Consider the following 23,604-nt stretch of genomic DNA (forward strand, 5'->3'; position numbering starts at 1 on the left):
CCCGCAAGACATCGCGACCGAGCAAATCGCGCTGCACTACACCCAGCGGGCTACCGCCGGGCTGATCATTTCCGAAGGCACGCCCATTTCCCGCGAAGGGCAGGGCTATCTCTTCAACCCCGGTATTTTCACACCCGAGCAGATCGCCGGCTGGAAGTTGGTGACCGACTCGGTGCGCAGCGTGGGCGGGCGTATGTTCGCCCAGCTGTGGCACGTGGGCCGGGTGTCCCATACCTCCATTCAAATCGACGGCAAGGCGCCTGTCAGTGCCACCAGCAAAATCGCGAAAAATGCCAACGCCTTCGGCTATGACGAAAACGGCGAGCCTGGCTTCGTGCAGGCCTCGGCCCCGCGCCAGCTCAGCACCGAAGAGGTCCGGCGCGTGGTGCAGGACTTCGCCCAGGCGGCCAGTAATGCGGTGGAGGCGGGTTTCGACGGCGTCGAGATCCACGGTGCCAATGGGTATTTGCTGGAGCAGTTCCTCAACCCGCTGGTCAATGATCGCAGCGACCAGTACGCCGCCGACACCCTGGAAAATCGCCTGCGCTTCGTCTTCGAAGTGGTCGATGCGGTGGTTGCGCGCATCGGTAAGCAGCGAGTAGGCATTCGCATCTCGCCCTACGGCCAGCTGTTCGACATGCCGCTCTACCCGCAAATCGACGAGACCTATGCCGCGTTGTGCAAAGGCCTTGGGGAGCGCGGCATCGCCTATGTGCACGTGATGGATCAAACCCACTTCTTCATGGCCAGCGAAAGCGCGTCCAAGCAGGAAGAAGCCCTGCGTGCCCTGTTGCAACGCTGCAAGGCGAACCTGGGCTCTACCGCCCTGATCCTGGCGGGCGACCTGACCCTGGAGCGCGCTCAAGCGTTGGTGGATGCGGGCCTGATCGACCTGCCCGCATTCGGCCAACCGTTCATTGGCAACCCCGACCTGGTCGCCCGCTTGAAGAACGGCTGGCCGCTGACGGTGCCGGATCGCGACACCTACTATGGCGGCGGTGCTGCCGGGTATATCGACTACCCTGCGTACGCTGCGGCATAAAGCCTTCCCGGGGAGCCTTTGCAGGTGTCTACTGGATTGCTATAAAGCCGCATCCAGAACGACATCTGTGCTCGCCCGGAGGTGCTCCGTGATCAACCTGGCCACCACTCAGCTTCTGACCCGCTACAAACGCTGGGCCGACCGGCTGTTCTTCGACAGCCTGGCCACGCTGGCACCCGAGGAGCTGGAGCGACAACGCTCGGGGCCGATGAAAACCATGATCGCCACGCTCAACCACATGTATGTGGTCGACTGCATCTGGCAAGCGCATCTGGAGGGCCGCGAGCACGGTTTCACCTCGCGTCAGGCCATGCCTTATCCGCAACTGGACGCCTTGCGAGCCGCCCAGCGAGAGGTGAGCGAGTGGTTCGTGGAGTGGGGCGCCGAGCAGACAGAAGCTTCGCTTGAGCGCTCGATCGACTTCACCTACGTCTCCGGCAAGCGCGCCAGCATGAGCGCCGGCGCGATGCTGCTGCATGTGGTCAACCACGGCACTTATCACCGCGGTTGGCTGGTGCAGATGTATTTCGACATTCCCGCCATGCCGCCGATGACCGACCTGTCGATCTACCTCACCGACGCCGATACGGCGTGCGACGTCAACTGCTAGCGCCCATGTGCTCGATGATCTTGCAGCGCAACCAGCGCTCGGCGGGGTCGTTGTCGGTGACCTCACCCCAGACCATCGACAGCTCCGAGGTGGCGATGGGGAAGGGTGGGTCTTCCGCCCGCAGCGGGCTGCCGTCGATCAGTGCAGCGGCGGCGTAGTCCGGGACGCAGGCGAGCATTTCGGTACCCGGCAGGATCGAGCGCAAGCCACTGAACTGGGGCACCGCCAACATCACTCGACGGCTGCGGCCCACGCGGGCCAGGTCGTTGTCGATGTTGCCGCACAGATCGCCCGAGAACGACACCAGCGCATGGGGCCGCTCGCTGAAGTCATCAAGGCTCAAGGGGTCGGGACGTTTGTCGCCGCGCAAGACCTTGACCGTCATGTCGCGCAGCTTGCGTCGCTTGGCATTGGCGGGGAGGTCGGTGGTGTAGCTGATACCCACGGAAATCTCTCCAGACGCCAGCATCCCCGGTAGCAGCAGGAAGTTCACCCGGCGAACCACGATGACCACATCGGGGGCTTCTTCGAGGATCTGTTTGAGCAACGCGGGGAACAGGCCGAACTCGGCGTCATCCGAAAGGCCGATGCGGAAGGTGTCGCGGTTGGTGGCCGGGTCGAAGTCACGGGCGCGGCTGACGGCGCTGGAGATGGTGTCCATCGCCGGTTGCAGCTCGCGCAGGATCGCCATGGCCCGCAGGGTCGGCTCGAAGCCCCGGCCGTTGCGCACCAGCAGCGGGTCGTCGAACAAGTCGCGCAGGCGGCCCAGTGCAGAGCTGACGGCGGGCTGGCCGAGGAACAGCTTTTCTGCGGCGCGGGTGAGGTTGCGCTCGAACATCAGGGTTTCGAAGATCACCAGCAGGTTCAGGTCGATACGGCGCAATTCGTTGCGGTTCATACGAGGCCCTTCGAGGCATTGGGGTGGCGAGAAGTATGGGGCAGATAGCCATGCAAGTATCGTTCACCGCTGCGCTCTGTTGCCAACAACACGCTTATAAAAGCGCCGCAGGAATCTAGCAGGCTGTTGCGACCCAGATTATCCCAAGCGCGTGAAAAGCACTGTTTGACGCTGTCGAAAGGCGCCTGGCAATGCGGGCTCCAGCCATTTTTTCGATGTTTTCCGGAGTTCACCGTTTCCGCCTCGGTTGACGTTGCGTGAGTGTCGCTCATATTTTGTACCGACCGACACATAAACCGAGGAACCACCATGTTGCCACTTCAAGGTAAGCGCGCTTTCGTCACCGGAGCCAGCCGAGGTATCGGCGCCGCCATCGCCCGTCGTCTTGCACAGGACGGCGCCGATGTTGCGCTGGGTTATGAACGTTCGATCGACGCCGCCCAGGCTATCGTCGACGAGATCCAGGCGTTGGGGCGCAATGCCACGGCGATTCGCATGGAGGCGACATCACCGGAGTCCATCAGGCAGGCCGTGGACCGTGCAGCGAGCGAGCTGGGCGGGCTGGACATTCTGGTCAACAACGCCGGGATCATTCGCGGCGGCCCGGTCGAGCAGATGAGCCTGCAAGACATCGACGACACTCTGTCGGTCAACGTCAGGGCAGTGCTGCTGGCCTCGCAGGCGGCGTTGCAGTACCTGCCCGAGGGCGGACGAATCATTTCCACCGGCAGCAACCTCGCCGAGCGTGTGCCTGAGGCGGGGTTGAGCCTGTACTCGATGAGCAAGGCCGCGCTGATCGGCTGGACCAAAGGCCTGGCCCGCGACCTTGGCCCACGGGGAATCACCGTCAACGTGGTGCACCCAGGCTCTACCGACACCGACATGAACCCCGCCGATGGCCCGCGCGCCGAGGCCCAGCTCGGACGCATGGCGATCCAACGCTACGGCAGTGCGGCAGATGTGGCGGCGCTGGTGGCGTTCGTTGCGCGCGATGAGGCCCGCTCCATCAATGGTGCGGGCCTGACCATCGACGGCGGTGCCAACGCATGACCACTTCCACGATCGGGGCTGAAGCGGGTCTCAGGAAAATACTGTGGTTGCTGGCGCCTGCTATCACCCTGGTCGTGGCCAGCGAATTCATTGTTGTGGGGCTGCTGCCCATGGTTGCGGCGCAGTTCGCGCTTTCGCTGGCAGAGGCGGGGCGCCTCACCAGCCTGTTCGCCCTGTCGGCTGCGACTCTCGGACCAGGGCTCACGCTGCTGGCGAGCCGATGGCCGCCGCGCCAGGTGCTGGTCGCAACCTTGTTGTTGTTCGCACTGGGTAACGGCGTGATGGCCTGGGCAACGCGTTTCGACTGGCTGCTGGTGGCCCGTTTCGCCCAAGGCGCAGCACTGCCTGCCTTTGTCAGCGTGAGTGCGGCGGTAGTGACCGCGCTGGCCCTGCCGGGACGAAAAGGAAACGCATTGGCCAATGCCAATATCGGTTTCGTCCTGGGGGTGCTGCTGGCGTTGCCGATGGGCGTGGTGGTGGCGCAATGGGGCGACTGGCGCATGCCATTCGCCGTGCTGACGGTGGCATCGCTGGCGAGCGCGGCGATGACCTGGCTGTACTTCCCCGATATCCGCCTGGACAACCCGCCGAGCGTGGGCGAGCAACTTCAACTGCTGCGCCAGCCGGTTTTCCTGCTGCACCTGCTGTTGTCGGTCGTGTTGTTCGCGGCGATGTTCGCGGCTTACACCTTTCTCGCCGCCTGGCTGGAAAGGGGATTGCAGCTTTCCAGTCGCGAGGTGGCACTGGCGCTGTTGCTGTTCAGTGTCGGCGGCCTGTTCGGCAACAGCGTCGCCGCCCGTGTGGTGGACCGCGCGCCCACGCTCGCCACTGCGGTCACGGCGCTCGCACTGGCGGTCTCGGTGAACGCTGCCGATGCATTTGCCGGCCTGTGGCCCGTGGTCGTTGTACTGATGGGCGTCTGGAGCATGGCCCACACCGCAGGCGTGACGCTGAGCCAGGTTCGGGTCACCTTGGTCGGAGGCCGCTCTTCGGCGTTCGCCATGACGATGAACCTGGCCTGCGCCAACCTGGGAATCGCTATCGGTGCGTTCTCTGGGGGCTGGTCCATGGATCGCTGGGGCGACCAGGCGATTGGCTGGGCGCCGGCTGCCTTTGCGCTGGTGGCGCTGGGGTTGTGCGTGCTGTTGGTGCTTGGCGGTTCAAGACGTGATCGCTGAGCCGGGGTTGTCGCGTTATCCTTGTTCCAGCCCCTACCAGGAACACGTCCATGCGCCGGCTGCTACCGCTTCTTCTGGTGATCGCCCTCCCAGGTTGCCAAACCCCCATGCCTGCTGCCAATCCGCAGATGGCCTGGGTCGACCTCACGCTGCCATTCCCTAACGACCGGGTCCTGCTGGCCGAGCGCTTGGACAAGCAACGCCTGGACGACGGCCGCTTCTTCCAGGTCTCGCCCGGCAGGCATGAACTGATCGTGCGGTTCGACTACGAAGTCAACGCAGGGGTAGGGCTGGGTATGATGGGCACCACCGTGCGCCAGTGCTACCTGACCCTCGACTACGCCGATTTCCAGGCCGGCCAGCGCTATGTGCTCGAGGCCCGCTCGATGGCGTTGTCACCGGAGGCGAGGCTGTACAATGCCCAACGGCAGGTCGTGGCAGAGCTCAGCGAGTTCTACTGCCTGTAGCCTTGTCTGTCATGAAGGAATTCAATCGTTGTGTGAAGTATGAAACGCGCGCTGTTCGTTTCCCTGGACGGCCCCAAAGGCACCGGCAAGACCACGCTGCTGGAGTCCGTCACCCAAGCGCTCAGGGCACAGAACAGGAAAGTGATCCGCCTCTGTGAAAAGAAGAGTGACCCCTACCGAGCCGAAACCATGGCGCTGGTGAACCAGTTTGCCAGGCATCCTTGCCAGGAACTGGAGCTGAAAATTTGCCAGCGCTTCGCAGACAGTCGCGCCTGGATTTCCCGACATGTGCTGCCCCGCCAGCCAGCGGACAGCATCATCCTGATCGATCGCTGGTACCCCTCCGATGCCGCGTTTCGCCGACTGGTGCCGTTTGCGCAGATTCTTGAGCTGAACCTCGAACGGGACGTACGCGTGCCCGACCTACATGTCGCGGTGCTGACCGCGCCTGAAATTTCCTGGGGCAGGGCAGCGGCGCGTTCGCGTGGGTTGAGCAGCACGGTGATGCTGGGGCTGGACGAGCATGTGGCGTGTACCGAGGCGTTCGAACGGACGGTCGAGGAGCAAGGGTGGGTGCTGTGCCGCAATGAAGGCACGCTTGAAGCGGCGACGATGCAGGTGGTTTCGAGCATCCAGGGCAGGTATTGAGGCCAGCGCGCCACCAGGCAATCGCGCGGCCATGGGAGGTTCTCCCTGGCAGCTGCTGCTTCCAAGCAAGGCGTACTCGCTATGCTATACATCAATCTAGTTTTGTATAACTTTTACCTCGCCGCTGCGCAGGAGCTCAAGCATGTACAAAGCGCTATTGCTGGCCACCTGCCTGGTTCTGGCCAGTTGCGGGAATGTCAAAGTCGAACGCTATGCCGGCGAGCAGCCACGCTTGGACCTGGCGGCGTTCTTCTCGGGGCCGGTGCAGGCGTGGGGCATCTTCCAGAAACGCTCCGGTGAGGTGGTCAAGCGCTTCCATGTGCGCATCGACAGCTACAGGGAAGGGGAGCGGCTCATTCTTGACGAGCATTTCCTCTACAGCGACGGCTCAAAGCAGCGGCGCACCTGGACCCTGGTACCCGATGGTCAGGGCCGCTGGCGAGGTACTGCGGGCGATGTGATCGGCGAAGCCCGCGGCGAACAGGCGGGTAACACGCTGCGATGGCAATACCGCTTGGACCTACCGGTAGACGGGCGGAACTGGGAGGTCGATATGGACGACTGGATGTACCTGATGGATGACGACACCCTGATCAGCCGCACGCAGATGAGCAAGCTGGGGGTGGATCTCGGCCAGGTCACCGTTTTCTTCCGCCGCCTGCCGCAGGGCGCGCAATGACCCCGAACAGGTTCAAAGCCATTCCAGCATGAAGTCTTTCACCTGCACTTACTTCCCAGCGGGGAAATCTTGGTAGATGCTTCAGGGCTCAATCCACGAGAGGGAGTGCTGAACGTGAGTGAACCGACCAAGATCATGGCCGTGCTGACAGCGAAGCCTGGAAACGCGCAGGCACTGGAGGACTTGTTGCGGGGCATGGTCAAGCCCTGCCGCAGCGAACCTGGAAACCTGCGTTGGGATATCTGGCAAGACCCAAGTACACCCGGGCGCTTTGTGCTGGATGAGCTGTATACCGATGAAGCGGCAATTGCAGCGCACCGGCAAACGCCGCATTTCCTGCATTACCTGTCCGTGGTGCAGACCCTGGCTGATCGCCAGGCCTACGTGGTGACGGCCGTTGAGGTCGAACCTCAGTCCTGAGGGCCGCAGGCCTGCTTCAAAACCGCGGCCACTTGCAGGGTAAGATGCGGCCTGAACCGACCACACCAAGGATGCCCCCGATGCCACCTTCCGCGACCACGCCTGCGAAAGCCCAACCCGCCTCGCTGCAAAGTCGGATCAAGGCCCGCTACGAGGTGATGTCTGCCGTCGAGCAGAAGCTTGCCGACGTCATCCTCGCATCGCCGGGGCAACTGGCGATGCAGACCGCAACGGAGCTGGCCACCAGCGCCGGGGTGTCCAAGGCCACCACCACGCGGTTCTTTCGCACCCTGGGCTACGCCGCTTACGAAGAAGCCCGGCGCGAGGCGCGCGACGCCCGCAGCGGTGGCTCGCCGCTTTATCTCCAGGACCGGGGCAGCCGCGAAGACTCCCTGGAGGACTTGATCCAGCACCATAGGGATCAAGAGATCGCCAACGTGCACCAGACCTACAGCTCCCTGGACCGCGCTGAGTTGCTGGAGATCGCCCACGCCATCGCGTCGGCCAGGCGGGTGGTGATCATCGGGTTCCGGCACAGCCAGACCATCGCCCATCTGTTTCGCAGCAACCTGATCCAGGTGCGCGATGACATCCTGCTGCTGCCCGCGCCAGGTGACAGCCTGGCGGAGTACCTGGCCTCGCTGGATGAGCGCGATGTCGCCATCTGCATCGGCCTGCGTCGGCGCATGCCCGAGCTTGAAGCCACGATGTCGGCGATGTCCGGGCTGGGTGTGCCGATGCTGTACCTGGCCGATGTGCTGGCAGGCAGCCCGGCACGCTTGGCGCGCTGGGTGATTCGCTGCCACACCGAAAGCACCTTGATGTTCGACAGCAACGCCAGCGTGGCTGCCGTCACCAACCTGTTGTGCTCGCTGGTCGGGAAGGAACTGACTGGCCGCAAGGCCTCGCACCTGGAAAGAGTAGAGCTGCTACACCAGCAGCTCGACGAGCTTGTGACCACGGACTAACGCCCCAGAATCATGCAGCGGTGCTCCGCAATGAGGCACGGAGCGGCTGTAACTTTGACTGACCGTGAAACATATGTTTCTTGTATTTTTCTAGTGAAACCAATGTTCCTAAAGGCTTTTTTGGCCCTGACATCACCGCGCTACTAAGCTGGCATGGTTTCTGCGATATCCCTCTGGCCACTTTCCCACGAGGTTATCTCCATGAAGCCACTGTTTTCCCGCTTCGCCTTACCGTTGACCGCCCTGACCCTGGGGCTGGCTTTCTCCTGCGCTGTCAGCGCCGATACGCTCGATGACATCAAGGCCAAAGGCAAGATGGTGGTGGCGATCGACCCAACCTTCGCGCCTTACGAGTACACCGACGACAAGGGCAATATCGTCGGCTATACCCCTGAAATCATGAAGCGGGTCGCGACCGACCTGGGTGTCACGCTGGAGTACCAGAAGATGGCGTTCAGCGGCATCATTCCCGCGCTGATCGCCGGCTCCGTCGATGCCGAAGGCTCGTCGCTGAACGTCACTGCCGAGCGTGCAGACAAGGTCTTGTTCACCATTCCCTTCGGCAAGACCGTCAACGCCGTGCTGACCCGCGCCGATAACGCCGCACTGTCCAGCCAGCCGATCAGCGTCGAAGCGCTGTCGGGGCTGACCGCCGCAGTCAAGACCACCACCGCCCCCGAGCAACTGCTCAAGCAGTTCAACACCCAGCTGAAGGCCAAGAACCTGGCCCCGATCAAGCTGATTGGCGTGGACAGCATCGACCAGACCTTGTCGGCATTGATGACGCGCCGCGCCGACTTCGTCTTCGACGACATCACCGTGGTGGGCGCGCTACTCAAGCAACACCCGGACAAGCTTCGCCAGGCGGGCGAGCTGGGCGATAGCCAATGGATCAGCTGGGCGACCCGCAAGGGCGATGAGCGCCTGAACAAAGTGATCAGCGACCAGATCGCCCACCTGGCCAGCACTGGCGAGCTGCAAAAGCTGCAACAGCAGTACCTCGGCGTGACCTTCGAGTTGCCGACCCGCGATTTCATTCCCAGCAAGTGAGACCTGCCATGCCCTGCAATCATCAACACGTCCATGTGCCTGCCGGCCATGGTCGTACCTTCGAAGTGCGTGCCGGCCAGTACCTGAAAGTGGTCGACAGCAACGGGCAGCAGGCCGCGGATTTCGTCGCCATGCAGGTCGACGACCTGCAGCGCTACCTGTCGCCGGCCCATACCCGGCGGCGCCTGGGGTCGCTGTTCTTCCAGGTGGGCGACTGCCTGTACTCCAACGCCGACGAGCCGCTGCTGCAAGTGATCGCCGACACCGTCGGCGTGCACGATGCCAACGTGCCGGCCTGCGACTCCAGCCGTTTCAGCGTCGACTTCGGCGTGGATGGCCACCGCAATTGCCTGGACAACATGCATGAAGGCCTGGCGGCCTACGGCGTGCTGGACATCAACGTGCCCGAGCCTTTCAACCTGTTCCAGAACGGCCCCGTCACCGCCGACGGGCGCATGCAGGTCACCGACCCCACCAGCCAGGCGGGCGACCATGTGGTGTTCAAGGTGCTGAAGGACCTGGTCTGCGCCGTGTCGTCCTGCCCCCAGGACATCATCCCGGGCAACGGCCTGCAGGTGACCCCCATCGACATTCTCGTCAGTGACGAACCGCCTGTAGCGGCTTGAGGAAAAACCATGCTGTTGATGAAAGAAAACGTGGCGGACCGCTCGCCACTGCCAGCACAAACCACGGTCGTACCTGCGGGCACGGCAGGTTCCATCGCCGTGCGTCGCGGCCAGTTGCTGCGCATCGAGGCCTTGGAGGAGGGCGCGGTTGCCAGCCTGTTCGGCTTCAGCGACGCCGACCCGATGATTCACCTGTCGGTGCACCACACCCGGGTCTTCAGCAACTCGTATGTGCTGGGCTCCGGCATGCGCCTGGTCAACAACCGACGTCGGCCGGTGATGGTGCTGGGCAAGGACAGCATCGGCAAGCACGACCTGTTGCTGCCAGCCTCCACCACTGCGTACCTGCGCAGCAAGGGCTATGACGGCATCGGCTGCGTCGAAGCCTTGCAAGCCGAATTGCAGCGCCTGGGTCGCCAGCAGCCCAAGCTGCCAGACCCGGTGAACCTGTTCATGCATGTGGAGCTGGCGCGCGATGGCAGCATCACGCCGCAGCCCAACAGGGTGAAGGCGGGGGACAAGATCACTTGCCGCGTGGTGCAGGACATGCTGTTCGTGGTGTCGACCTGCTGCACGGGCGTGGAGGGCAACGACCGCCCGGCTGCGGTTGCGCTGTCGGTCGCCGAAGACCTCGACAGCTTCGTCGCCCAGCCATGACCTTCCTTGGCCAGATGCTCAGCGCGGTGCCGCAGCTCGCCAGCGGCTTGCTGGTCACAGTGCAGTTGACCCTGGCTGCCGCGCTGGTGAGTTTTCTGTTTGGCCACGTGGTGTGGTGGGTGCGTGAACGGCCCCACCGCCTGCTGCGTGGGCTGGGCGGGTTGTACGTGAGCCTGATGCGCGGCACGCCGTCGATTCTGCAGTTGTTCCTGCTGTTCTTCTCGCTTCCGCTGATCGGCTTGGGCGGCAAGCCCATGCTGGCCGCGGTGCTTGCCCTGGGCCTGAACAGCGCAGCTTATGTGGCGGAAATCCTGCGTGGCAGCTACCGGGCATTGGCCAGCGGGCAAAGCGAGGCCTCGGCGGCGCTAGGGATGTCACGCTTTGAATGCTGGCGTCATGTGCTTGCCCCGCAAGCCCTGCGCGCCAGCCTGCCGGCACTGGTCAACGAGTTCACCCTGGTGCTGAAAACCACGCCCCTGGCCTCGGTGATTGCGGTCACTGAGATGACCTATGCCGGTCAGCTGATCGTGGCGCGCACCTATGAAGGCACGCCGGTGATGGTGCTGGTAGTCCTTGGTTATCTGCTGGTGTGCTGGCCGATCCTGTTCTACGTGCGCCGCCTGGAAGCGCGCCTGATGCGGGGGAGGGGGTACTGATGGATATGTCAGTCATCACCGAATACGCCCCCGGGTTGTTGCAGGGGTTGCTACAAACGTTGTGGCTGGCGGCGCTCGCCGGCTTGACCGCACTGCTGTTCGGCAGCGTGCTGGCGTGGATTCGCCTGAGTGGCAGCAGTAACTGGCTGTGCCGACTGGCCAAGGCCTACACCGACTTCATCCTCGGCTTGCCCTTGCTGGTGCTGCTGTACGTGCTGTTCTTCGTGCTGCCCGATTACGGCCTGACCCTGTCGTCGCAAGCGGTCGGTGTGAGCGCATTGACCCTGTACTACGGCCCTTACCTGGGCGAAGTGCTGCGCGCGGCCTTCGGCGCCATTGCCCATGGCCAGTCCGAAGCCTGTCGCGCCCTGGGCATGTCGCGCTGGCGCATGTTGCGCCATGTGCTATTGCCGCAAGCACTGCCGATTGCCTTGCCGCCCGCTACCGGGCTGTTCATCGGCCTGCTCAAGGACACCGCATTGCTGTCGGTGATCGCGGTCGAGGAGTTCATGTACGCCGCCAAGCAGGCGATTTCGCAAAGTTATGCGCCGCTGGAAATCTACCTGGCCGTAGCCCTGTGCTACTGGCTTCTGACCCTGGTAATCGACGGGGCGGCGAGGGCGCTGGAGCGGCGCCTGACCCGACACCGTCTTGCCCCCAATTTGTGAGTTTCAGCATGTCCGAATCTACCGCTACATCCCTGATCATCCCTGCCGGACACGGCAAGGCCGTGCGCCTGCGTGCGGGCCAGTCGGTCCAGGTGGTCAACACCCATGGCACCCAGGTCGTCGACTGCTGGGCCTGGAACGCCTACGACCTGAACGAGTACATGTGCATGGAGGCGACCCGGGTCTACAACCAGCATCTGAACCCGGTGGTGGGGGACAGCTTCGTCACCAGCGAGCGGCACCCGATCCTGACGCTGGTCGAAGACACCTCGCCAGGGGTGCATGACACCTTCATGGCAGCCTGTGACCGTCGTCGTTATGAGTTGCTGGGCTGTACGCACTATCACCGCAACTGCTCGGACAACCTGTTCGAGGGGATGCTGGAGCTGGGGGTCACGCCGCCGCGGCGCAACTTGGCGTCGTTCAATATCTTCATGAACATTCGGGTTGAGCCGGACAACATCCACTTGCGCACGTTGCCGACGGTTACCCGGCCTGGGGACTACATTACCTTGCGGGCAGAGATGGACTGTTTCGTGGCGTTTTCGGCGTGTCCGCAGGATATCGTCAGCATTCAGGGGGAGGGGGATAACACGCCGAAGGATGCTGAGCTTCGGGTTGTCGACACGGCGTTCGAGCATGTTCCGGTAAGGGGGGCTTGGGTGCCGGAGCATGTGCACGTTCGCACGCAGTGAGAGCGTCGCGATCAGTGTGCTCGGTGTTTTGTTCTGTAGGCCAATGGCGAAGGCTGCGATAATGGGTGGCCATCACCAGGGCCATGCCATGCTGACCATTTCCAATAACGTGCATCTGCCAGATGCCGACATCGAACTGACCTACATCCGCGCGCAAGGCGCGGGTGGGCAGAATGTCAACAAGGTGTCCAGCGCCGTGCACCTGCGCTTCGACATCCGCGCCTCATCGCTGCCGGAGTTTTACAAGGAGCGGCTGCTGGCGCTGCGTGACAGCCGCATCACCGGCGACGGCGTGTTGATCATCAAGGCCCAGCAGTACCGCACCCAGGAGCAGAACCGCGCTGATGCACTGGCGCGGCTTACCGAGTTGATCATCGCTGCCGGCAAAACCGAGAAGAAACGCCGCCCCACCAAGCCGACCCTCGGTTCGAAGACCCGCCGCCTGGAAGGAAAAGCCAAGCGCAGCACCGTCAAGGCGGGGCGGGGCAAGGTGGAGTTCTAGGCGTTTCCCCTCGCAACACCCGCATGGTCTATTTCAAGATATTTCCCTTAACGCCTCCATGGAAAAGGCTCCACTGTGCAACGGGTGTCTCAAACCGTTGCAATGCGCGGCCTTGAGCGGCTATCAAGCTGGAAATCGCTGGATTCCTGAATTTCTTTTCAGACGCTATCAACCACCACTCAGCAATGCTGCGCGACCGACTGAAATAGACTTCATCGGTTGATAAAGCCTTGCGATTACCGTGATTTAGCATAGGAATCCAGAACCATGTCACATGATAAAAGTGGATCCGAACACCCCATCAGTGAACCCCATGGCACGGATGCCGTGATGAAACCTTCACGCCGCAATTTCTTGAAGTTCGGTGTTTCAGGCGTAGCTGCCGCAACGGTTTCAACCTGGCTACCTGGAGCGGCGAGCGCGACCGCCATCGTGGATGACACGGCGCCCAAGGCGGGCGAGCGTCGCATCGTACTGAACGTCAACGGTAAGCGTCACCAGCTAAACGTCCCCGTGAATGCGGTGCTGCTGGATGTGCTGCGTGACAGGCTGCAATTGACCGGCACCAAGAAGGGGTGTGACCACGGCCAGTGTGGTGCTTGCACGCTGGTGGTCAACGGCAAGTCCATCAACTCATGCCTTTCCATCGCCGTTCAGCATGATGGTGATGAGATTCTGACCGTCGAAGGCCTCGCTCAGGGCGACCAGCTCCACCCGCTGCAAGAGGCATTCTGGGAACACGACGCCTACCAATGCGGCTACTGCACCAGCGGTCAGATCATGTGTGCCTACTCCGTCATCAAGAACCCGAATATTCCGGCGGACGATGCCAGCGTGCGAGAGGCGATGAGCGGAAATATCTGCCGCTGCGGGGCATACAAGAACATCGTTGCGGCTATCCAGGCTGCGCGCCCGAAGATGGGAGCCTGAAGCGATGCGAACTTTCGACTACAGCCGCGCGGACACCTTGGCGCAGGCCATCAAGGATCCAGGCACACCCCGCAGTTTTCTGGCCGGCGGCACGACGCTGCTCGACCTGGTGAAGCTGGACGTCATGCAGCCGGCGCTGCTGACCGATATCAATCGCCTGCCATTGACCAACGTAGAACGCATGAGCGACGGCAGGCTACGCATCGGCACGCTGGTGACCAATACCGACCTTGCGCACCATCCCCTGGTAAAAGAGCACTACCCCGCACTCAGTCAAGCCATCCTCGCTGGCGCAAGCACGGCGCTGCGCAACAAGGCGACAACAGGCGGCAACATCATGCAGCGCGTGCGTTGCGGGTATTTCAGGGACAACTTCTCGCCCTGCAACAAACGCGAACCCGGTTCTGGGTGCTCCGCCATAGAAGGACATAACCGCAGTGTTCATGCCGTCCTAGGCACAAGCGAGCAGTGCATCGCAACCCACCCTTCAGACATGTGCGTAGCGATGCTGGCCATTGGCGGGGCGGTGACCGTACAGGGGCCGAAGGGGAGCCGGGAGATCCCGCTCGCCGATTTTCATCTACTGCCAGGCAATACGCCCTGGGTCGAACATGCCTTGGCAGCCAACGAGCTCATCACGCATGTCACCCTGGATGCGCCGATACCTGGTAGTCGCAGTTATTACCTGAAGCTGCGCGACAGGCATTCCTATCAGTTCGCGCTAGCGTCGAGTGCTGTCATCGTTTCCGTTTCCGGGGGCGTGATCCGCCAGGCGCGGGTGGCGTTGGGAGGGGTGGCCACCAAACCTTGGCGTGCGCTCGAAACCGAGCAGGCGCTGGTTGGCAATGCCCCCTCGCAAGCGCTATTCGCACGCGCTGCACAAGCGGCGTTCGCCAATGCACAGCCCTATTCGCAGAACGCCTACAAAATCCCACTGGGTCAGCAGGCCATTGTGCGCAGCTTGCGCAACGCCTTGGCGTGATGGAGAGACGACATGACTGAATCGATCATTGGCCGCAGTCAGCGGCGTATCGAAGGCCGCCATAAGGTCACGGGCAACGCGAAGTACGCGGCGGACTATCCGGTAGATAACCTGGTCTACGCCTATGGCGTCTACAGCACCATCGCCTGCGGCACCGTCGAGCACATCAATGAAGCGCAAGCGCTGCGCATGCCAGGCGTATTGACGGTCATCCACCATGGGAACATGGCGAGCCTGCATCAATCGCCCAGCTTGTTCAGTTTCAACGATGTCCGCGGCACGACGAAAGTGGATGAGCAGCGCTTGCCCTTCGAGGACAACAAAGTCAGCTATTTCGGGCAGTTCGTTGCGCTGGTGGTTGCCAACACCTTCGAGCAGGCGAGGGCGGCTGCGCTTCGAATCAAGGTGAAGTACAGCGAAGCCCCGGCGATAAAAAGCCTGGAGGAATCGATCGCGAAGGGCTTGGCTGTCGATGGTGGCAGTAACCATCATCGTGGCAACGCTGAATCTGCTTTCGAGGGTGCGCTGCAAAAGGTCGACGTGGTTTACCGAACGCCGGTAGAGACGCACAACCCCATGGAGATGCATGCCACAACCGCATGGTGGGATAACGGTCGGCTATACGTATATGAATCCACGCAGGGCGTGATCACCCATCGCAACGTGCTGGCGGCAGTGTTCGACCTGCCGCCAGATCGCGTCGAGGTTCGAGCGCCGTTCATTGGTTCCGGGTTCGGTAGCAAGCTTTTCCCATGGCCCCACTCGATCGCCGCCTGCGCTGCGGCAAAAGCGGTGTCCCGGCCCGTGCAGTTCGTTTTGCCGCGGGCGCAAATGTTCACGGCAGTGGGGCATCGCCCCGAAACCCGCCAACGCATTCGCCTGGCGGCAGACGGCAACGGGCGCCTGACCTCGATCCGGCATGAGTCGAGCAACAGCACCTCGATGCACGACCCCTATCTGGAACAATGTGGTGGCGTCACCCAGAGCCTCTACAGTTGCCCGAATGTGAGCGTCACTCACCAGACTGCCGGTGTTAACCGTGGTGCGCCCACCTCGATGCGTGCGCCCGGTGCGGCACCCGGGCTTTTTGCACTGGAGTCGGCGGTTGATGAGCTGGCACTGGCCTGCAATATCGATCCTCTGGCATTTCGGCAGATGAACATCGCGACCCTGGATGAAAGCATCAACCTGCCATGGTCGAGCAATCACTTGCCCGAGGCCCTGAAAGTCGGAGCTGAACGCTTTGGTTGGGCAGGGCGTAAGCCCGGGATCGGCTCCATGCGCGATGGCGATGAGATCATCGGGTATGGCATCGGTGCCTGCAATTGGGAGGCCTATCGCTTGCCCTGCGATGCCAGGGCCACCTTCCGTTCAGACGGTACAGTGCTCGTTCAATGCGGCTTGCAGGACATTGGCACGGGAACCTACACGATCCTGGCGCAAGCCGTTGCGCAGGTGACGGGCCTGCCGATCGAGCAGATCAACGTCGAACTGGGCAGCTCGTCATTGCCGGCCGGCCCGTTGTCCGGGGGTTCCTGGGTCACGGCAAGTGCGATGCCCGCGGTGGCTGAAGCCACCCGAGCAGCGTTGGAGCGACTCAAGGCGATCGCCAGCTCACCGAAGGGGCAATTCCCCGGCGTGGCGCCCAAGGATATTCAAGTGAAAGACGGCTTGCTTATCCATGGCGACCAGCGCGTAGGTTTTGCGCAGGTGTTGAAGCAGCAACGCCTTGCCCAAGCGCAGGGAGAGGCAAGTGCCGGCACGGCTGACACTACCCGGTTTTCCTACCGATCATTCGGCGCGCATTTCGTCGAGGTTCGCTGGGACCCAGGCATCTCGCGCCTTCGCGTCTCGCGCGTGGTCAGCGCCATTGACGCAGGCCGTGCCATCAACCCACTCACCGCGCGTAATCAGGTCGAGGGGGCAATCGTCATGGCGATAGGCATGTCGTTGTTCGAAGCCACGGACTACGACCATCACACGGGCATACCGACCAACAATAACTACGCCGAGTATGCGGTGCCGGTACACGCCGACATGCCTGAAGTCGACGTTATCCTGCTCGACTACCCGGATTATCGCCTCAATGAGTTCGGCGCCCGCGGGATTGGCGAGATCGGTGCAACGGGCCTGGCTGCTGCGGTTGCCAATGCGGTGTTCCATGCCACGGGTAAACGTGTCAGAGAGCTTCCCATTACTTTGGACAAGCTCATGGACGGCATTCCGACATGAAGCACCTTGATCGTCAGGTGATAGATCAAGCGTTGCAATGGCTTGGCACCGGGGCACCGATTTGGCTCTGCACGGTGCTGAGCACCTATGGTTCGGCACCGCGAGAGCCCGGGTCGATGTTGGTCGCGACTGCAAGCGGGCTGAGTGTGGGGTCTTTATCGGGAGGGTGCGTCGAGGACGACTTTCTTGAGCGCTTGCAGGCCGGCCAGTTCACCGCCGCCGCTGAAGTGGTTCGATACGGTGAGGGAGGGTTGGCGCCCACCCTCGCGCTGCCGTGCGGCGGCGTTCTGGACGTGCTGGTTGAGCGCATCGCCCCAAGCGAATCGTCCATCGCGCATTTCAACGCAATGGCTGCCGCGCTGGGAGGGCAGCGGTGTTGGGTTCGACAGGTGAGCGTGCCCAGTGGTCTGCATACGCTGATCGATGACCCAGGTACGCAAGGTCGAGTGTGGGTGCAGGATGAAAGTATTCAGATTCGGGTCGGCCCCAGTCGACGCTTATTGGTCGCAGGGCTTTCACCCGTTGCTGAACACTGTATCGATCTCGGGTTGATGTTGGGCTACGAAGTGGTGGTCTGCGATCCGCGGGGGGAGTTGTTGTCGGACGCGCAAAGTCGTTGGCCACAAGTGCAATGGGTACCCCAGTTGCCTGCAAGGTTCATCGAGTCCGGAGGTTGCCACAGGGCCACAGCGGTAGTTGCCTTGACCCACGATCCACGCATCGATGACCTGACGATGATGGAGGCTGTTCGCAGTGAGGCCTTCTATATCGGCGCCATGGGGTCTCGGCGAACGAGCGAGAAGCGCCGGGAGCGACTCACCCGAATAGGTGGCCTGTCCCCAACGGTGCTGCAGAGAATCAGTGCCCCGATTGGCTTGGCGCTTGGCAGCAAAACGCCTGCGGAGATCGCGTTGGCGGTGATGGCGGATGTTGTGCGCACGGCTAATGGCGTGTGCCGCGAGGCGGTATAGAACCCGGCCTCCTGATGTGAGGCCGGACTAAATGCTGAGGACGGACCGAAACCTTTATTCCTTAGGATTTGACAGCTGACGGCAAGAATGTGTCGAGCAGTCAAGCGGGCGGTCATGGTTTGACTGACTATGCCAGTCACTCATGGGATAGAACCCGACTCAGGAATGTCCGCCATGCTTGTGAACAGACTGTCGATTCAGTGGAAAACCACACTTCTTGCGGGCCTCTGTTTACTCGCGACCGTAGCCATCCTCATCGGCGTTTCACGGCATGGCATGAGTGTCTCTACCGAACTTGTGAAAGAGACCAGTACGCGAATGCTGGCGACTTCTGCGCAAGAGCGCCTGGAGGGCGAGGGCAGGGCGCAGGCGTTGATGATTCAGCGTTATTTCCTGTCGTCTTACAAGGATGGGTCGAACCTGACTCGACAGGTTATTTCCACGCTCAAGTTGGCTCGGGAATTGAAAACCGATGCTAGCGTACTGCGCCTTACCCTGAATCAGCAGGTAAAAGAGGCCTTTCAGGCAAGCCCTCAGTTGCTGAGCATCTACATGATTGCCGAGCCGAACGCCATCGGTGACGACGCGCCTTTCATAGGCAAACCCGATTCGGCCAGTAATGAAGTAGGGCGTTTCTCTGCTTATTGGGCCCTGCAAAATGGTCAGGTCAGCGGCCTGGCGCCTTCTGAAGCCGTGATCAACGACACGACGCCCATGCTCGATGGGAGCCCTTACAACACCTGGTACCAATGCCCGATTCAACGTCAAGAACCCTGCCTGCTGGAACCTTACTTCGATGAAACATCGGGGCAGAAAGCATTGATCACAACGCTTGCGTTTCCGGTAATTGACGACGGGAAAGTGCTTGGCGTAGTTGGGATGGATATACGCATCGGCACGCTACAAGAGCTGGCCGTAAGTGGCAGCGCAGGGCTTTTCGAGGGAAAAGGCGGGATCAGCATCCTTACGCCGGCAGGCTTGCTTACAGCGCACAGCCGCAACATCGCGCGTCTGGGCGATAAGTTGGTCGATGTCTACCCTGACGCGGCTGCAGATATAAAGACCATGCTCAGCCAGGGGCGTATCACCAAACGTGATTCCGGAAGCGATCTACAGGTGGTGGCGCCGTTCGAGCCCATGCCGGGTGCTAAACCCTGGGCAATCATCCTGGACATGCCGACAAGCGTTCTGTTGGCGCCGGCCAGGGAGTTGCAGTCCGAGATGGATGCTCACAAGTCCGAAAGCGCTTGGCTGGAGCTTGTGATCGGCTTGGGTGTATCGATCCTGGGGCTGCTCTTGATATCACTGACCGCCCGAGGCGTGACGCGACCCATCCTTGGGGTTTCGAGCGCGCTCAAGGATATTGCGTCCGGAGAGGGTGATCTGACGCGGCGCCTTGAATATGGCTACAAAGATGAACTTAGAGAACTCGTGGGTTGGTTCAACCGGTTTCTCGATAAGCTTCAGCCTATCTTCGCGGACATCAAAAGTTCTGTGCTGGACGCCCGCAATACCGCGAACCAAGCGGCCGCCATCGCAAGCCAGACCAGCTCGGGAATGCACCAGCAGCTCCAGGAGATAGAGCAGGTCGCCACGGCTTCGAACGAGATGAGTGCAACTGCACAGGACGTCGCGCGCAGTGCGGCGATGGCAGCCGAAGCAGCACGCAACGCCGACCAGGCGTCCCGCGATGGGCTGGCTGTCATCGGCATCACGACCCAATCCATTTCGCAGCTTTCAAGCGAGATGAGCGCGGCGATGGCCCAGGTCCAGACGCTGGCCAACAGCAGTGAGCGTATCGGCTCGGTGCTGGAGGTCATCCGAGCGGTTTCCGAACAGACCAACCTGCTGGCGTTGAACGCCGCCATCGAGGCGGCCCGCGCCGGCGAGGCCGGGCGCGGTTTTGCCGTGGTGGCAGATGAGGTTCGCAGCCTGGCCAGGCGCACCCAGGATTCGGTCGAGGAAATCCGCGGCGTGATCGAAGGCTTGCAGGACAATACCCGCGAGGTGGTCGAGTCGATGCATGGCAGCCACAACCAGGCTCAAGGCAGTGTCGCGAAAGTGGAGCAGGCTGTGGCGGCGCTGCGACGTATTGGTGATGCCATCGCGGTGATCACCGATATGAACATGCAGATTGCCAGTGCTGCGGAAGAGCAGAGCAGCGTGGCTGAGGAAATCAATCGCAACGTGGCAGCTATTCGGGACGTGACAGAGTCGCTTTCTGGGCAGGCGGATCAGTCTGCGCAGGTTAGCCAGGACCTTAATCGGCTGGCCAATCACCAACAAAACCTAATGGAGCACTTCAAAGTTTGATTACCCAGTTGTCCGCTCTCCAGGGCTTAGGGAAGTTCTAAAGAAGACTTTCCATGCCTCACCACTCCGTTCGCACAGAGGAGCCGCTATTATCTGCGGTTTCGAGGCTGGCGTTCGGCTGTGGCTGTTAGAGAGAGGCAATCAATGGATCACGAAGTCCCGGGTACCCCAAACAGGACTGACGCTTCCAACCGCGAGCTTTCGTTTCCCACGACGGCCTCCGAGCGCCTGCAACTCGCACTTGATGCTGGCGCCATCGTCGGCACCTGGGTGTGGGACATTCCAGACAACCGCGTCACCGCCGATGAGCGATTCTCACGCTCCTTTGGGCTGCCGGCAGACAGGTGCATGGCGGGCATCCCGATCGAGGAAGCCTTCTCCTCCATTCACCCTGACGACCGCGACCGGGTCTCGGCCGACATCCAGCAGGCCATGACCCGTGGCGGTGCCTACCGCTGCGAGTACCGTGTGCGGCAGCACGATGGCAGTTACCGATGGGTCGAGGCCAACGGCCGAGCAGAACTTGACGAAGCAGGCTTGGCTGTACGTTTCCCAGGCGTCCTTATGGACATTGAATCGCGCCGCTCTGCGGAGGTAGAGCGCGACAGGGTGTCAGCCTTGCTCCGTACCTTTACCGCTGCGGTGCCTGGCGTCGCCTATGCCAAGGACCTCGAAGGGCGGCTGCTGGTCGCCAACCATGGCGCCACCCAGTTGATCGGCAAGCCACCCGAGGCCTACCTGGGCAAAACCGACCTGGAGGTTCTCGAGGACAAAGACCAAGCACGCCAGGTCATGGAAACGGACCAACGCATCATGCGCGGCGCAAAGCCCGAGCAGATCGAAGAGCGCGTCGATATGCCGGATGGCTCGGCGACCTACTGGCTGTCGATGAAGGCGCCAATGCTCAACGATGCAGGGGAGGTCATCGGGCTGATCGGTTCCTCCATCGATGTCACGGCGCGAAAAAAGGCTGAATCGGAACTCCTTGAGCTCAACCGGACATTGGAAGCACGCATTTCGGAAGCCGTGGCTGAGCGCGAAGCCGCCCAGGCAGCGCTGCGTCAATCGCAAAAAATGGAGGCCGTTGGGCAACTCACAGGGGGAATCGCCCACGACTTCAATAACCTGCTGGCAGGTATCACGGGAAGCCTGGACCTGATCAGGCTGCGCTTGAAGCAGGGCCGAGTCGCGGACATCGAACGCTACCTGTCGGTGGCCCACGGCGCGGCTCAACGAGCGGCATCGCTGACCCATCGACTGCTGGCGTTCTCCCGCCGCCAGACACTGTTGCCGGTACACACGAACGTGAACACCCTGATCGGCGACATGGAAGAGCTGATTCGCCGCACGGTGGGGCCGTTGATCGGGCTTAAGGTCGAGCTCGATGCAATCTCCAGCGTGTGCCTGGTCGACCCCGCGCAGGTGGAAAATTCCTTGCTGAACCTGTGCATCAACGCCCGCGACGCATTGGAAGGTGGCGGCACTATTTCCATCAAGACCTACAACCAGGCACTGGAGAAAGGCCCGGCGCTGGATCCCGAACTGGCGCCAGGCAGCTACCTCACCATTTGCGTCACCGATGATGGCGTCGGCATGAGCTCGGACGTGTTGAGCAAGGCGTTCGAGCCCTTCTTCACCACCAAGCCCGTGGGGGCGGGTACAGGGCTTGGGCTGTCAATGATCTACGGCTTTGCCAAGCAATCGGGCGGCCAGGCCAGGATCGAGTCAGAGGAGGGCGGTGGAACCCGTGTCTATCTCCAACTGCCTTGCCATGCTGCTCAAATTGCAGAGGCCGCCAACACTGAACCGCTGGCCGAATCGCCGCTGATTTCCTCAGGGGAGACCGTGCTCGTCGTCGATGACGAGCCGTCCGTTCGTATGTTCGTCAGCGAGATACTGGGAAGCTGCGGGTACGTCGTCATCGAGGCTGCTGACAGCCAGGCGGGGCTTCAGTTGCTTCGGTCCGATACTCGTATTGATTTGCTGGTGACAGATATCGGCTTGCCGGGTGGAATCGACGGTAAGCAAATGGCCGACGCTGGGCGTAGCAACAGGCCGGGGTTGGCGGTGTTGTTCATGACGGGGTACGCGCAACCGGATGTTTTGGACAATGCGCAGCTGGAGCCGTGTACGGCGGTGCTGACCAAGCCGTTTGCGTTGGAAGCGTTGACGTTGAGCGTTAGGGGGTTGCTTGGGAAGCATGGCGCTGTCAGCTCAACTTAAGAAAAAATAATTAACTTGTTGTTTTTATTTGATTTTTTCAATAAAAAAACGTCAAGCTGGGATCTGACGTGAGCGCGCCGTCTCAGCTCTTTGCCAACTGTTTGCCCAAGACGGCAACAGGCGATCGAAAGCATCAACACCTCCCTCAATATGCTCGGGCTCAAGGGCTTCGAGGTGGTTCGCGAAGAAGGTGAGCTGCCAAGGTATCGCTTAGTGCGTCCGAGTACGGGGCAGGGAGTATTCAAAACGCTAAGCGAGGGTGAGAAAACGCTGATATCGTTCCTTTATTTTCTAGAGGTTTGCAACGGTGAACTCGACACCAAAAGTGGAAAGCTCAAGAGCAACCGCGTGATCGTCATTGACGACCCAATTTCCAGTCTTTCGCACAACTACGTCTACGACATTGCTTCGCTCATTTATCGACGGGTTCTGAATCCCAAGGATCGCTTCAAGCAAGTCTTCATCCTCACGCACAACCTCTTTTTCTTCCACGAGATGCTCAAGCACCTCAAGAAAGCGGATGAGTTTTCTCTATTCAGGATCACCAAGGCACAGTACAGCGGATTCGTGCCGATGAAGGCATCGGACGTACAGAATGACTACCAATCGTTCTGGCAGACCATCAAGGACGCGCAGGAAGGACGCACCTCGGCGTCGGTCATCCCCAACATGATGCGCAACATTCTGGAGTACTACTTCAACTTCGTGCATCGCCAGGAAGCACTCGCAGAGGCACTCCAGTCCCTGGCAGAAGAAGACACCGCGTTCCGGTCGCTCTATCGCTACGTCAACCGAGAGTCCCACTCAGACGCGATCAACCTCACCGACTTCGGCGAGATCGTGCCAGCTCACTACATTGACCGTTTCAAGCAGGTCTTCGTGAAAACTGGCTTTGAGGAGCACTATGTGAAAATGATGGGGTAGTGTGGGTAGGCAACGCGTCTAAGCTGCAGACACGTTGCCACCCAGAGCTTGATAGACCTCCCCAAGCTACCAGTAGTTTTGCTGCCACAAGCCTTGGGTTGGTCAGGAAAAGGGGGCGCAGCCAGCGGAGCGTTTTGAATCTGCATGGACATGAGGAACTTATGCGGGAGCTGGTACGGATCGGCCAGCGATGACAACGCCGAGGTGCCGGTCGT

General features: G+C 61.3%; 23 protein-coding genes and 1 pseudogene. 23 read left to right on the forward strand and 1 reads right to left on the reverse strand.

The features are described 5' to 3' along the window. A partial coding sequence (locus ACQKPE_RS08395; RefSeq protein ID WP_427664859.1) for an alkene reductase occupies nt 1-1,042 on the forward strand: 1,042 nt, incomplete at its 5' end. Between the two features lie 88 nt (nt 1,043-1,130). Next, nucleotides 1,131-1,652, forward strand: a complete 522-nt coding sequence (locus ACQKPE_RS08400; protein WP_427664860.1) for a DinB family protein — start codon at nt 1,131-1,133, stop codon at nt 1,650-1,652. On the opposite strand, the gene ACQKPE_RS08405 is transcribed toward ACQKPE_RS08400, so the two are convergent. Further along, the gene (locus ACQKPE_RS08405) at nt 1,642-2,550 is read right to left on the reverse strand and encodes a LysR family transcriptional regulator (protein WP_427664861.1); all 909 of its coding nucleotides are present in this window, start codon (nt 2,548-2,550) and stop codon (nt 1,642-1,644) included. The two genes, ACQKPE_RS08400 and ACQKPE_RS08405, sit on opposite strands and share 11 nt — an antisense overlap. Nucleotides 2,551-2,859: 309 nt before the next feature. Here ACQKPE_RS08405 and ACQKPE_RS08410 point away from each other — a divergent pair, with 309 nt between their 5' ends. From ACQKPE_RS08410 to ACQKPE_RS08510, 21 genes and pseudogenes are all read left to right on the forward strand, one after another. Next, entirely contained in the window at nt 2,860-3,600 is a 741-nt protein-coding gene (locus ACQKPE_RS08410; RefSeq protein WP_427664863.1) for a 3-oxoacyl-ACP reductase family protein, read from the forward strand. Further along, complete coding sequence (locus tag ACQKPE_RS08415) at nt 3,597-4,778, forward strand: MFS transporter (protein WP_427664865.1); 1,182 nt, start codon at nt 3,597-3,599, stop codon at nt 4,776-4,778. The genes ACQKPE_RS08410 and ACQKPE_RS08415 overlap by 4 nt, the downstream gene beginning before the upstream one ends. 50 nt (nt 4,779-4,828) lie before the next feature. After that, the gene (locus tag ACQKPE_RS08420; RefSeq protein ID WP_427664867.1) at nt 4,829-5,245 is read left to right on the forward strand and encodes a hypothetical protein; all 417 of its coding nucleotides are present in this window, start codon (nt 4,829-4,831) and stop codon (nt 5,243-5,245) included. A gap of 39 nt (nt 5,246-5,284) precedes the next feature. Further along, nucleotides 5,285-5,893 (forward strand): dTMP kinase, encoded by a 609-nt coding sequence (locus ACQKPE_RS08425; RefSeq protein WP_427664869.1) that lies wholly within the window; start codon nt 5,285-5,287, stop codon nt 5,891-5,893. 142 nt (nt 5,894-6,035) lie between these two features. Continuing rightward, nucleotides 6,036-6,572 carry a DUF3833 domain-containing protein gene (locus tag ACQKPE_RS08430; protein ID WP_427664871.1) on the forward strand — a complete coding sequence of 179 codons (537 nt, stop codon included), beginning with the start codon at nt 6,036-6,038 and terminating at the stop codon, nt 6,570-6,572. A 114-nt stretch (nt 6,573-6,686) separates the two neighbouring features. Continuing rightward, nucleotides 6,687-6,992: a putative quinol monooxygenase gene (locus tag ACQKPE_RS08435; protein ID WP_427664873.1), complete on the forward strand. Its 306-nt coding sequence runs from the start codon at nt 6,687-6,689 to the stop codon at nt 6,990-6,992. A gap of 80 nt (nt 6,993-7,072) precedes the next feature. After that, nucleotides 7,073-7,960 carry a MurR/RpiR family transcriptional regulator gene (locus tag ACQKPE_RS08440; RefSeq protein ID WP_427664875.1) on the forward strand — a complete coding sequence of 296 codons (888 nt, stop codon included), beginning with the start codon at nt 7,073-7,075 and terminating at the stop codon, nt 7,958-7,960. Nucleotides 7,961-8,161: 201 nt separating this feature from the next. Beyond that, on the forward strand, nt 8,162-9,010 hold the full coding sequence (locus ACQKPE_RS08445) for a transporter substrate-binding domain-containing protein (RefSeq protein ID WP_427664876.1): 849 nt from the start codon (nt 8,162-8,164) through the stop codon (nt 9,008-9,010). Between the two features lie 8 nt (nt 9,011-9,018). Then, nucleotides 9,019-9,636 (forward strand): DUF1989 domain-containing protein, encoded by a 618-nt coding sequence (locus tag ACQKPE_RS08450; RefSeq protein WP_427664877.1) that lies wholly within the window; start codon nt 9,019-9,021, stop codon nt 9,634-9,636. 9 nt (nt 9,637-9,645) lie between these two features. Beyond that, a complete protein-coding gene (locus tag ACQKPE_RS08455; RefSeq protein ID WP_427664879.1) occupies nt 9,646-10,293 on the forward strand; it encodes an urea carboxylase-associated family protein in 648 nt (215 codons plus the stop codon). Beyond that, on the forward strand, nt 10,290-10,949 hold the full coding sequence (locus tag ACQKPE_RS08460; RefSeq protein WP_427664880.1) for an amino acid ABC transporter permease: 660 nt from the start codon (nt 10,290-10,292) through the stop codon (nt 10,947-10,949). The genes ACQKPE_RS08455 and ACQKPE_RS08460 overlap by 4 nt, the downstream gene beginning before the upstream one ends. Then, on the forward strand, nt 10,949-11,617 hold the full coding sequence (locus tag ACQKPE_RS08465) for an amino acid ABC transporter permease (RefSeq protein ID WP_427664882.1): 669 nt from the start codon (nt 10,949-10,951) through the stop codon (nt 11,615-11,617). Before ACQKPE_RS08460 ends, ACQKPE_RS08465 begins: the two co-directional genes overlap by 1 nt. 8 nt (nt 11,618-11,625) lie before the next feature. Then, the gene (locus ACQKPE_RS08470; protein ID WP_427664884.1) at nt 11,626-12,312 is read left to right on the forward strand and encodes a DUF1989 domain-containing protein; all 687 of its coding nucleotides are present in this window, start codon (nt 11,626-11,628) and stop codon (nt 12,310-12,312) included. A gap of 88 nt (nt 12,313-12,400) precedes the next feature. After that, complete coding sequence (gene arfB / locus ACQKPE_RS08475) at nt 12,401-12,814, forward strand: alternative ribosome rescue aminoacyl-tRNA hydrolase ArfB (RefSeq protein ID WP_427664982.1); 414 nt, start codon at nt 12,401-12,403, stop codon at nt 12,812-12,814. A gap of 330 nt (nt 12,815-13,144) precedes the next feature. Further along, a complete protein-coding gene (locus ACQKPE_RS08480; protein ID WP_427664885.1) occupies nt 13,145-13,744 on the forward strand; it encodes a (2Fe-2S)-binding protein in 600 nt (199 codons plus the stop codon). Nucleotides 13,745-13,748: 4 nt separating this feature from the next. Next, entirely contained in the window at nt 13,749-14,726 is a 978-nt protein-coding gene (locus ACQKPE_RS08485) for an FAD binding domain-containing protein (RefSeq protein WP_427664887.1), read from the forward strand. A gap of 12 nt (nt 14,727-14,738) precedes the next feature. Continuing rightward, on the forward strand, nt 14,739-16,958 hold the full coding sequence (locus ACQKPE_RS08490; protein WP_427664889.1) for a xanthine dehydrogenase family protein molybdopterin-binding subunit: 2,220 nt from the start codon (nt 14,739-14,741) through the stop codon (nt 16,956-16,958). After that, nucleotides 16,955-17,929, forward strand: a complete 975-nt coding sequence (locus tag ACQKPE_RS08495) for an XdhC family protein (RefSeq protein WP_427664891.1) — start codon at nt 16,955-16,957, stop codon at nt 17,927-17,929. Before ACQKPE_RS08490 ends, ACQKPE_RS08495 begins: the two co-directional genes overlap by 4 nt. A 174-nt stretch (nt 17,930-18,103) precedes the next feature. Further along, entirely contained in the window at nt 18,104-20,242 is a 2,139-nt protein-coding gene (locus ACQKPE_RS08500) for a methyl-accepting chemotaxis protein (protein ID WP_427664893.1), read from the forward strand. A gap of 144 nt (nt 20,243-20,386) precedes the next feature. Then, nucleotides 20,387-22,465 carry a PAS domain-containing protein gene (locus ACQKPE_RS08505; protein WP_427664894.1) on the forward strand — a complete coding sequence of 693 codons (2,079 nt, stop codon included), beginning with the start codon at nt 20,387-20,389 and terminating at the stop codon, nt 22,463-22,465. 117 nt (nt 22,466-22,582) lie between these two features. Then, nucleotides 22,583-23,389, forward strand: a pseudogene (locus ACQKPE_RS08510) (AAA family ATPase); the annotation flags it as partial. Nucleotides 23,390-23,604 lie beyond the last annotated feature (215 nt).

Source organism: Pseudomonas sp. NPDC089554 (genome assembly GCF_050280645.1).
In the GTDB taxonomy this organism is placed as follows: Bacteria; Pseudomonadota; Gammaproteobacteria; order Pseudomonadales; family Pseudomonadaceae; genus Aquipseudomonas.

Bases quoted from the DNA above. Each gene is read 5' to 3' on its own strand.
- ACQKPE_RS08405 (WP_427664861.1), bottom strand. From the start codon at position 2,550: ATGAACCGCAACGAATTGCGCCGTATCGACCTGAACCTGCTGGTGATC.
- ACQKPE_RS08410 (WP_427664863.1), top strand. From the start codon at position 2,860: ATGTTGCCACTTCAAGGTAAGCGCGCTTTCGTCACCGGAGCCAGCCGA.
- ACQKPE_RS08415 (WP_427664865.1), top strand. From the start codon at position 3,597: ATGACCACTTCCACGATCGGGGCTGAAGCGGGTCTCAGGAAAATACTG.
- ACQKPE_RS08420 (WP_427664867.1), top strand. From the start codon at position 4,829: ATGCGCCGGCTGCTACCGCTTCTTCTGGTGATCGCCCTCCCAGGTTGC.
- ACQKPE_RS08425 (WP_427664869.1), top strand. From the start codon at position 5,285: ATGAAACGCGCGCTGTTCGTTTCCCTGGACGGCCCCAAAGGCACCGGC.
- ACQKPE_RS08430 (WP_427664871.1), top strand. From the start codon at position 6,036: ATGTACAAAGCGCTATTGCTGGCCACCTGCCTGGTTCTGGCCAGTTGC.
- ACQKPE_RS08440 (WP_427664875.1), top strand. From the start codon at position 7,073: ATGCCACCTTCCGCGACCACGCCTGCGAAAGCCCAACCCGCCTCGCTG.
- ACQKPE_RS08445 (WP_427664876.1), top strand. From the start codon at position 8,162: ATGAAGCCACTGTTTTCCCGCTTCGCCTTACCGTTGACCGCCCTGACC.
- ACQKPE_RS08450 (WP_427664877.1), top strand. From the start codon at position 9,019: ATGCCCTGCAATCATCAACACGTCCATGTGCCTGCCGGCCATGGTCGT.
- ACQKPE_RS08455 (WP_427664879.1), top strand. From the start codon at position 9,646: ATGCTGTTGATGAAAGAAAACGTGGCGGACCGCTCGCCACTGCCAGCA.
- ACQKPE_RS08460 (WP_427664880.1), top strand. From the start codon at position 10,290: ATGACCTTCCTTGGCCAGATGCTCAGCGCGGTGCCGCAGCTCGCCAGC.
- ACQKPE_RS08465 (WP_427664882.1), top strand. From the start codon at position 10,949: ATGGATATGTCAGTCATCACCGAATACGCCCCCGGGTTGTTGCAGGGG.
- ACQKPE_RS08470 (WP_427664884.1), top strand. From the start codon at position 11,626: ATGTCCGAATCTACCGCTACATCCCTGATCATCCCTGCCGGACACGGC.
- arfB (WP_427664982.1), top strand. From the start codon at position 12,401: ATGCTGACCATTTCCAATAACGTGCATCTGCCAGATGCCGACATCGAA.
- ACQKPE_RS08480 (WP_427664885.1), top strand. From the start codon at position 13,145: ATGAAACCTTCACGCCGCAATTTCTTGAAGTTCGGTGTTTCAGGCGTA.
- ACQKPE_RS08485 (WP_427664887.1), top strand. From the start codon at position 13,749: ATGCGAACTTTCGACTACAGCCGCGCGGACACCTTGGCGCAGGCCATC.
- ACQKPE_RS08490 (WP_427664889.1), top strand. From the start codon at position 14,739: ATGACTGAATCGATCATTGGCCGCAGTCAGCGGCGTATCGAAGGCCGC.
- ACQKPE_RS08495 (WP_427664891.1), top strand. From the start codon at position 16,955: ATGAAGCACCTTGATCGTCAGGTGATAGATCAAGCGTTGCAATGGCTT.
- ACQKPE_RS08500 (WP_427664893.1), top strand. From the start codon at position 18,104: ATGCTTGTGAACAGACTGTCGATTCAGTGGAAAACCACACTTCTTGCG.
- ACQKPE_RS08505 (WP_427664894.1), top strand. From the start codon at position 20,387: ATGGATCACGAAGTCCCGGGTACCCCAAACAGGACTGACGCTTCCAAC.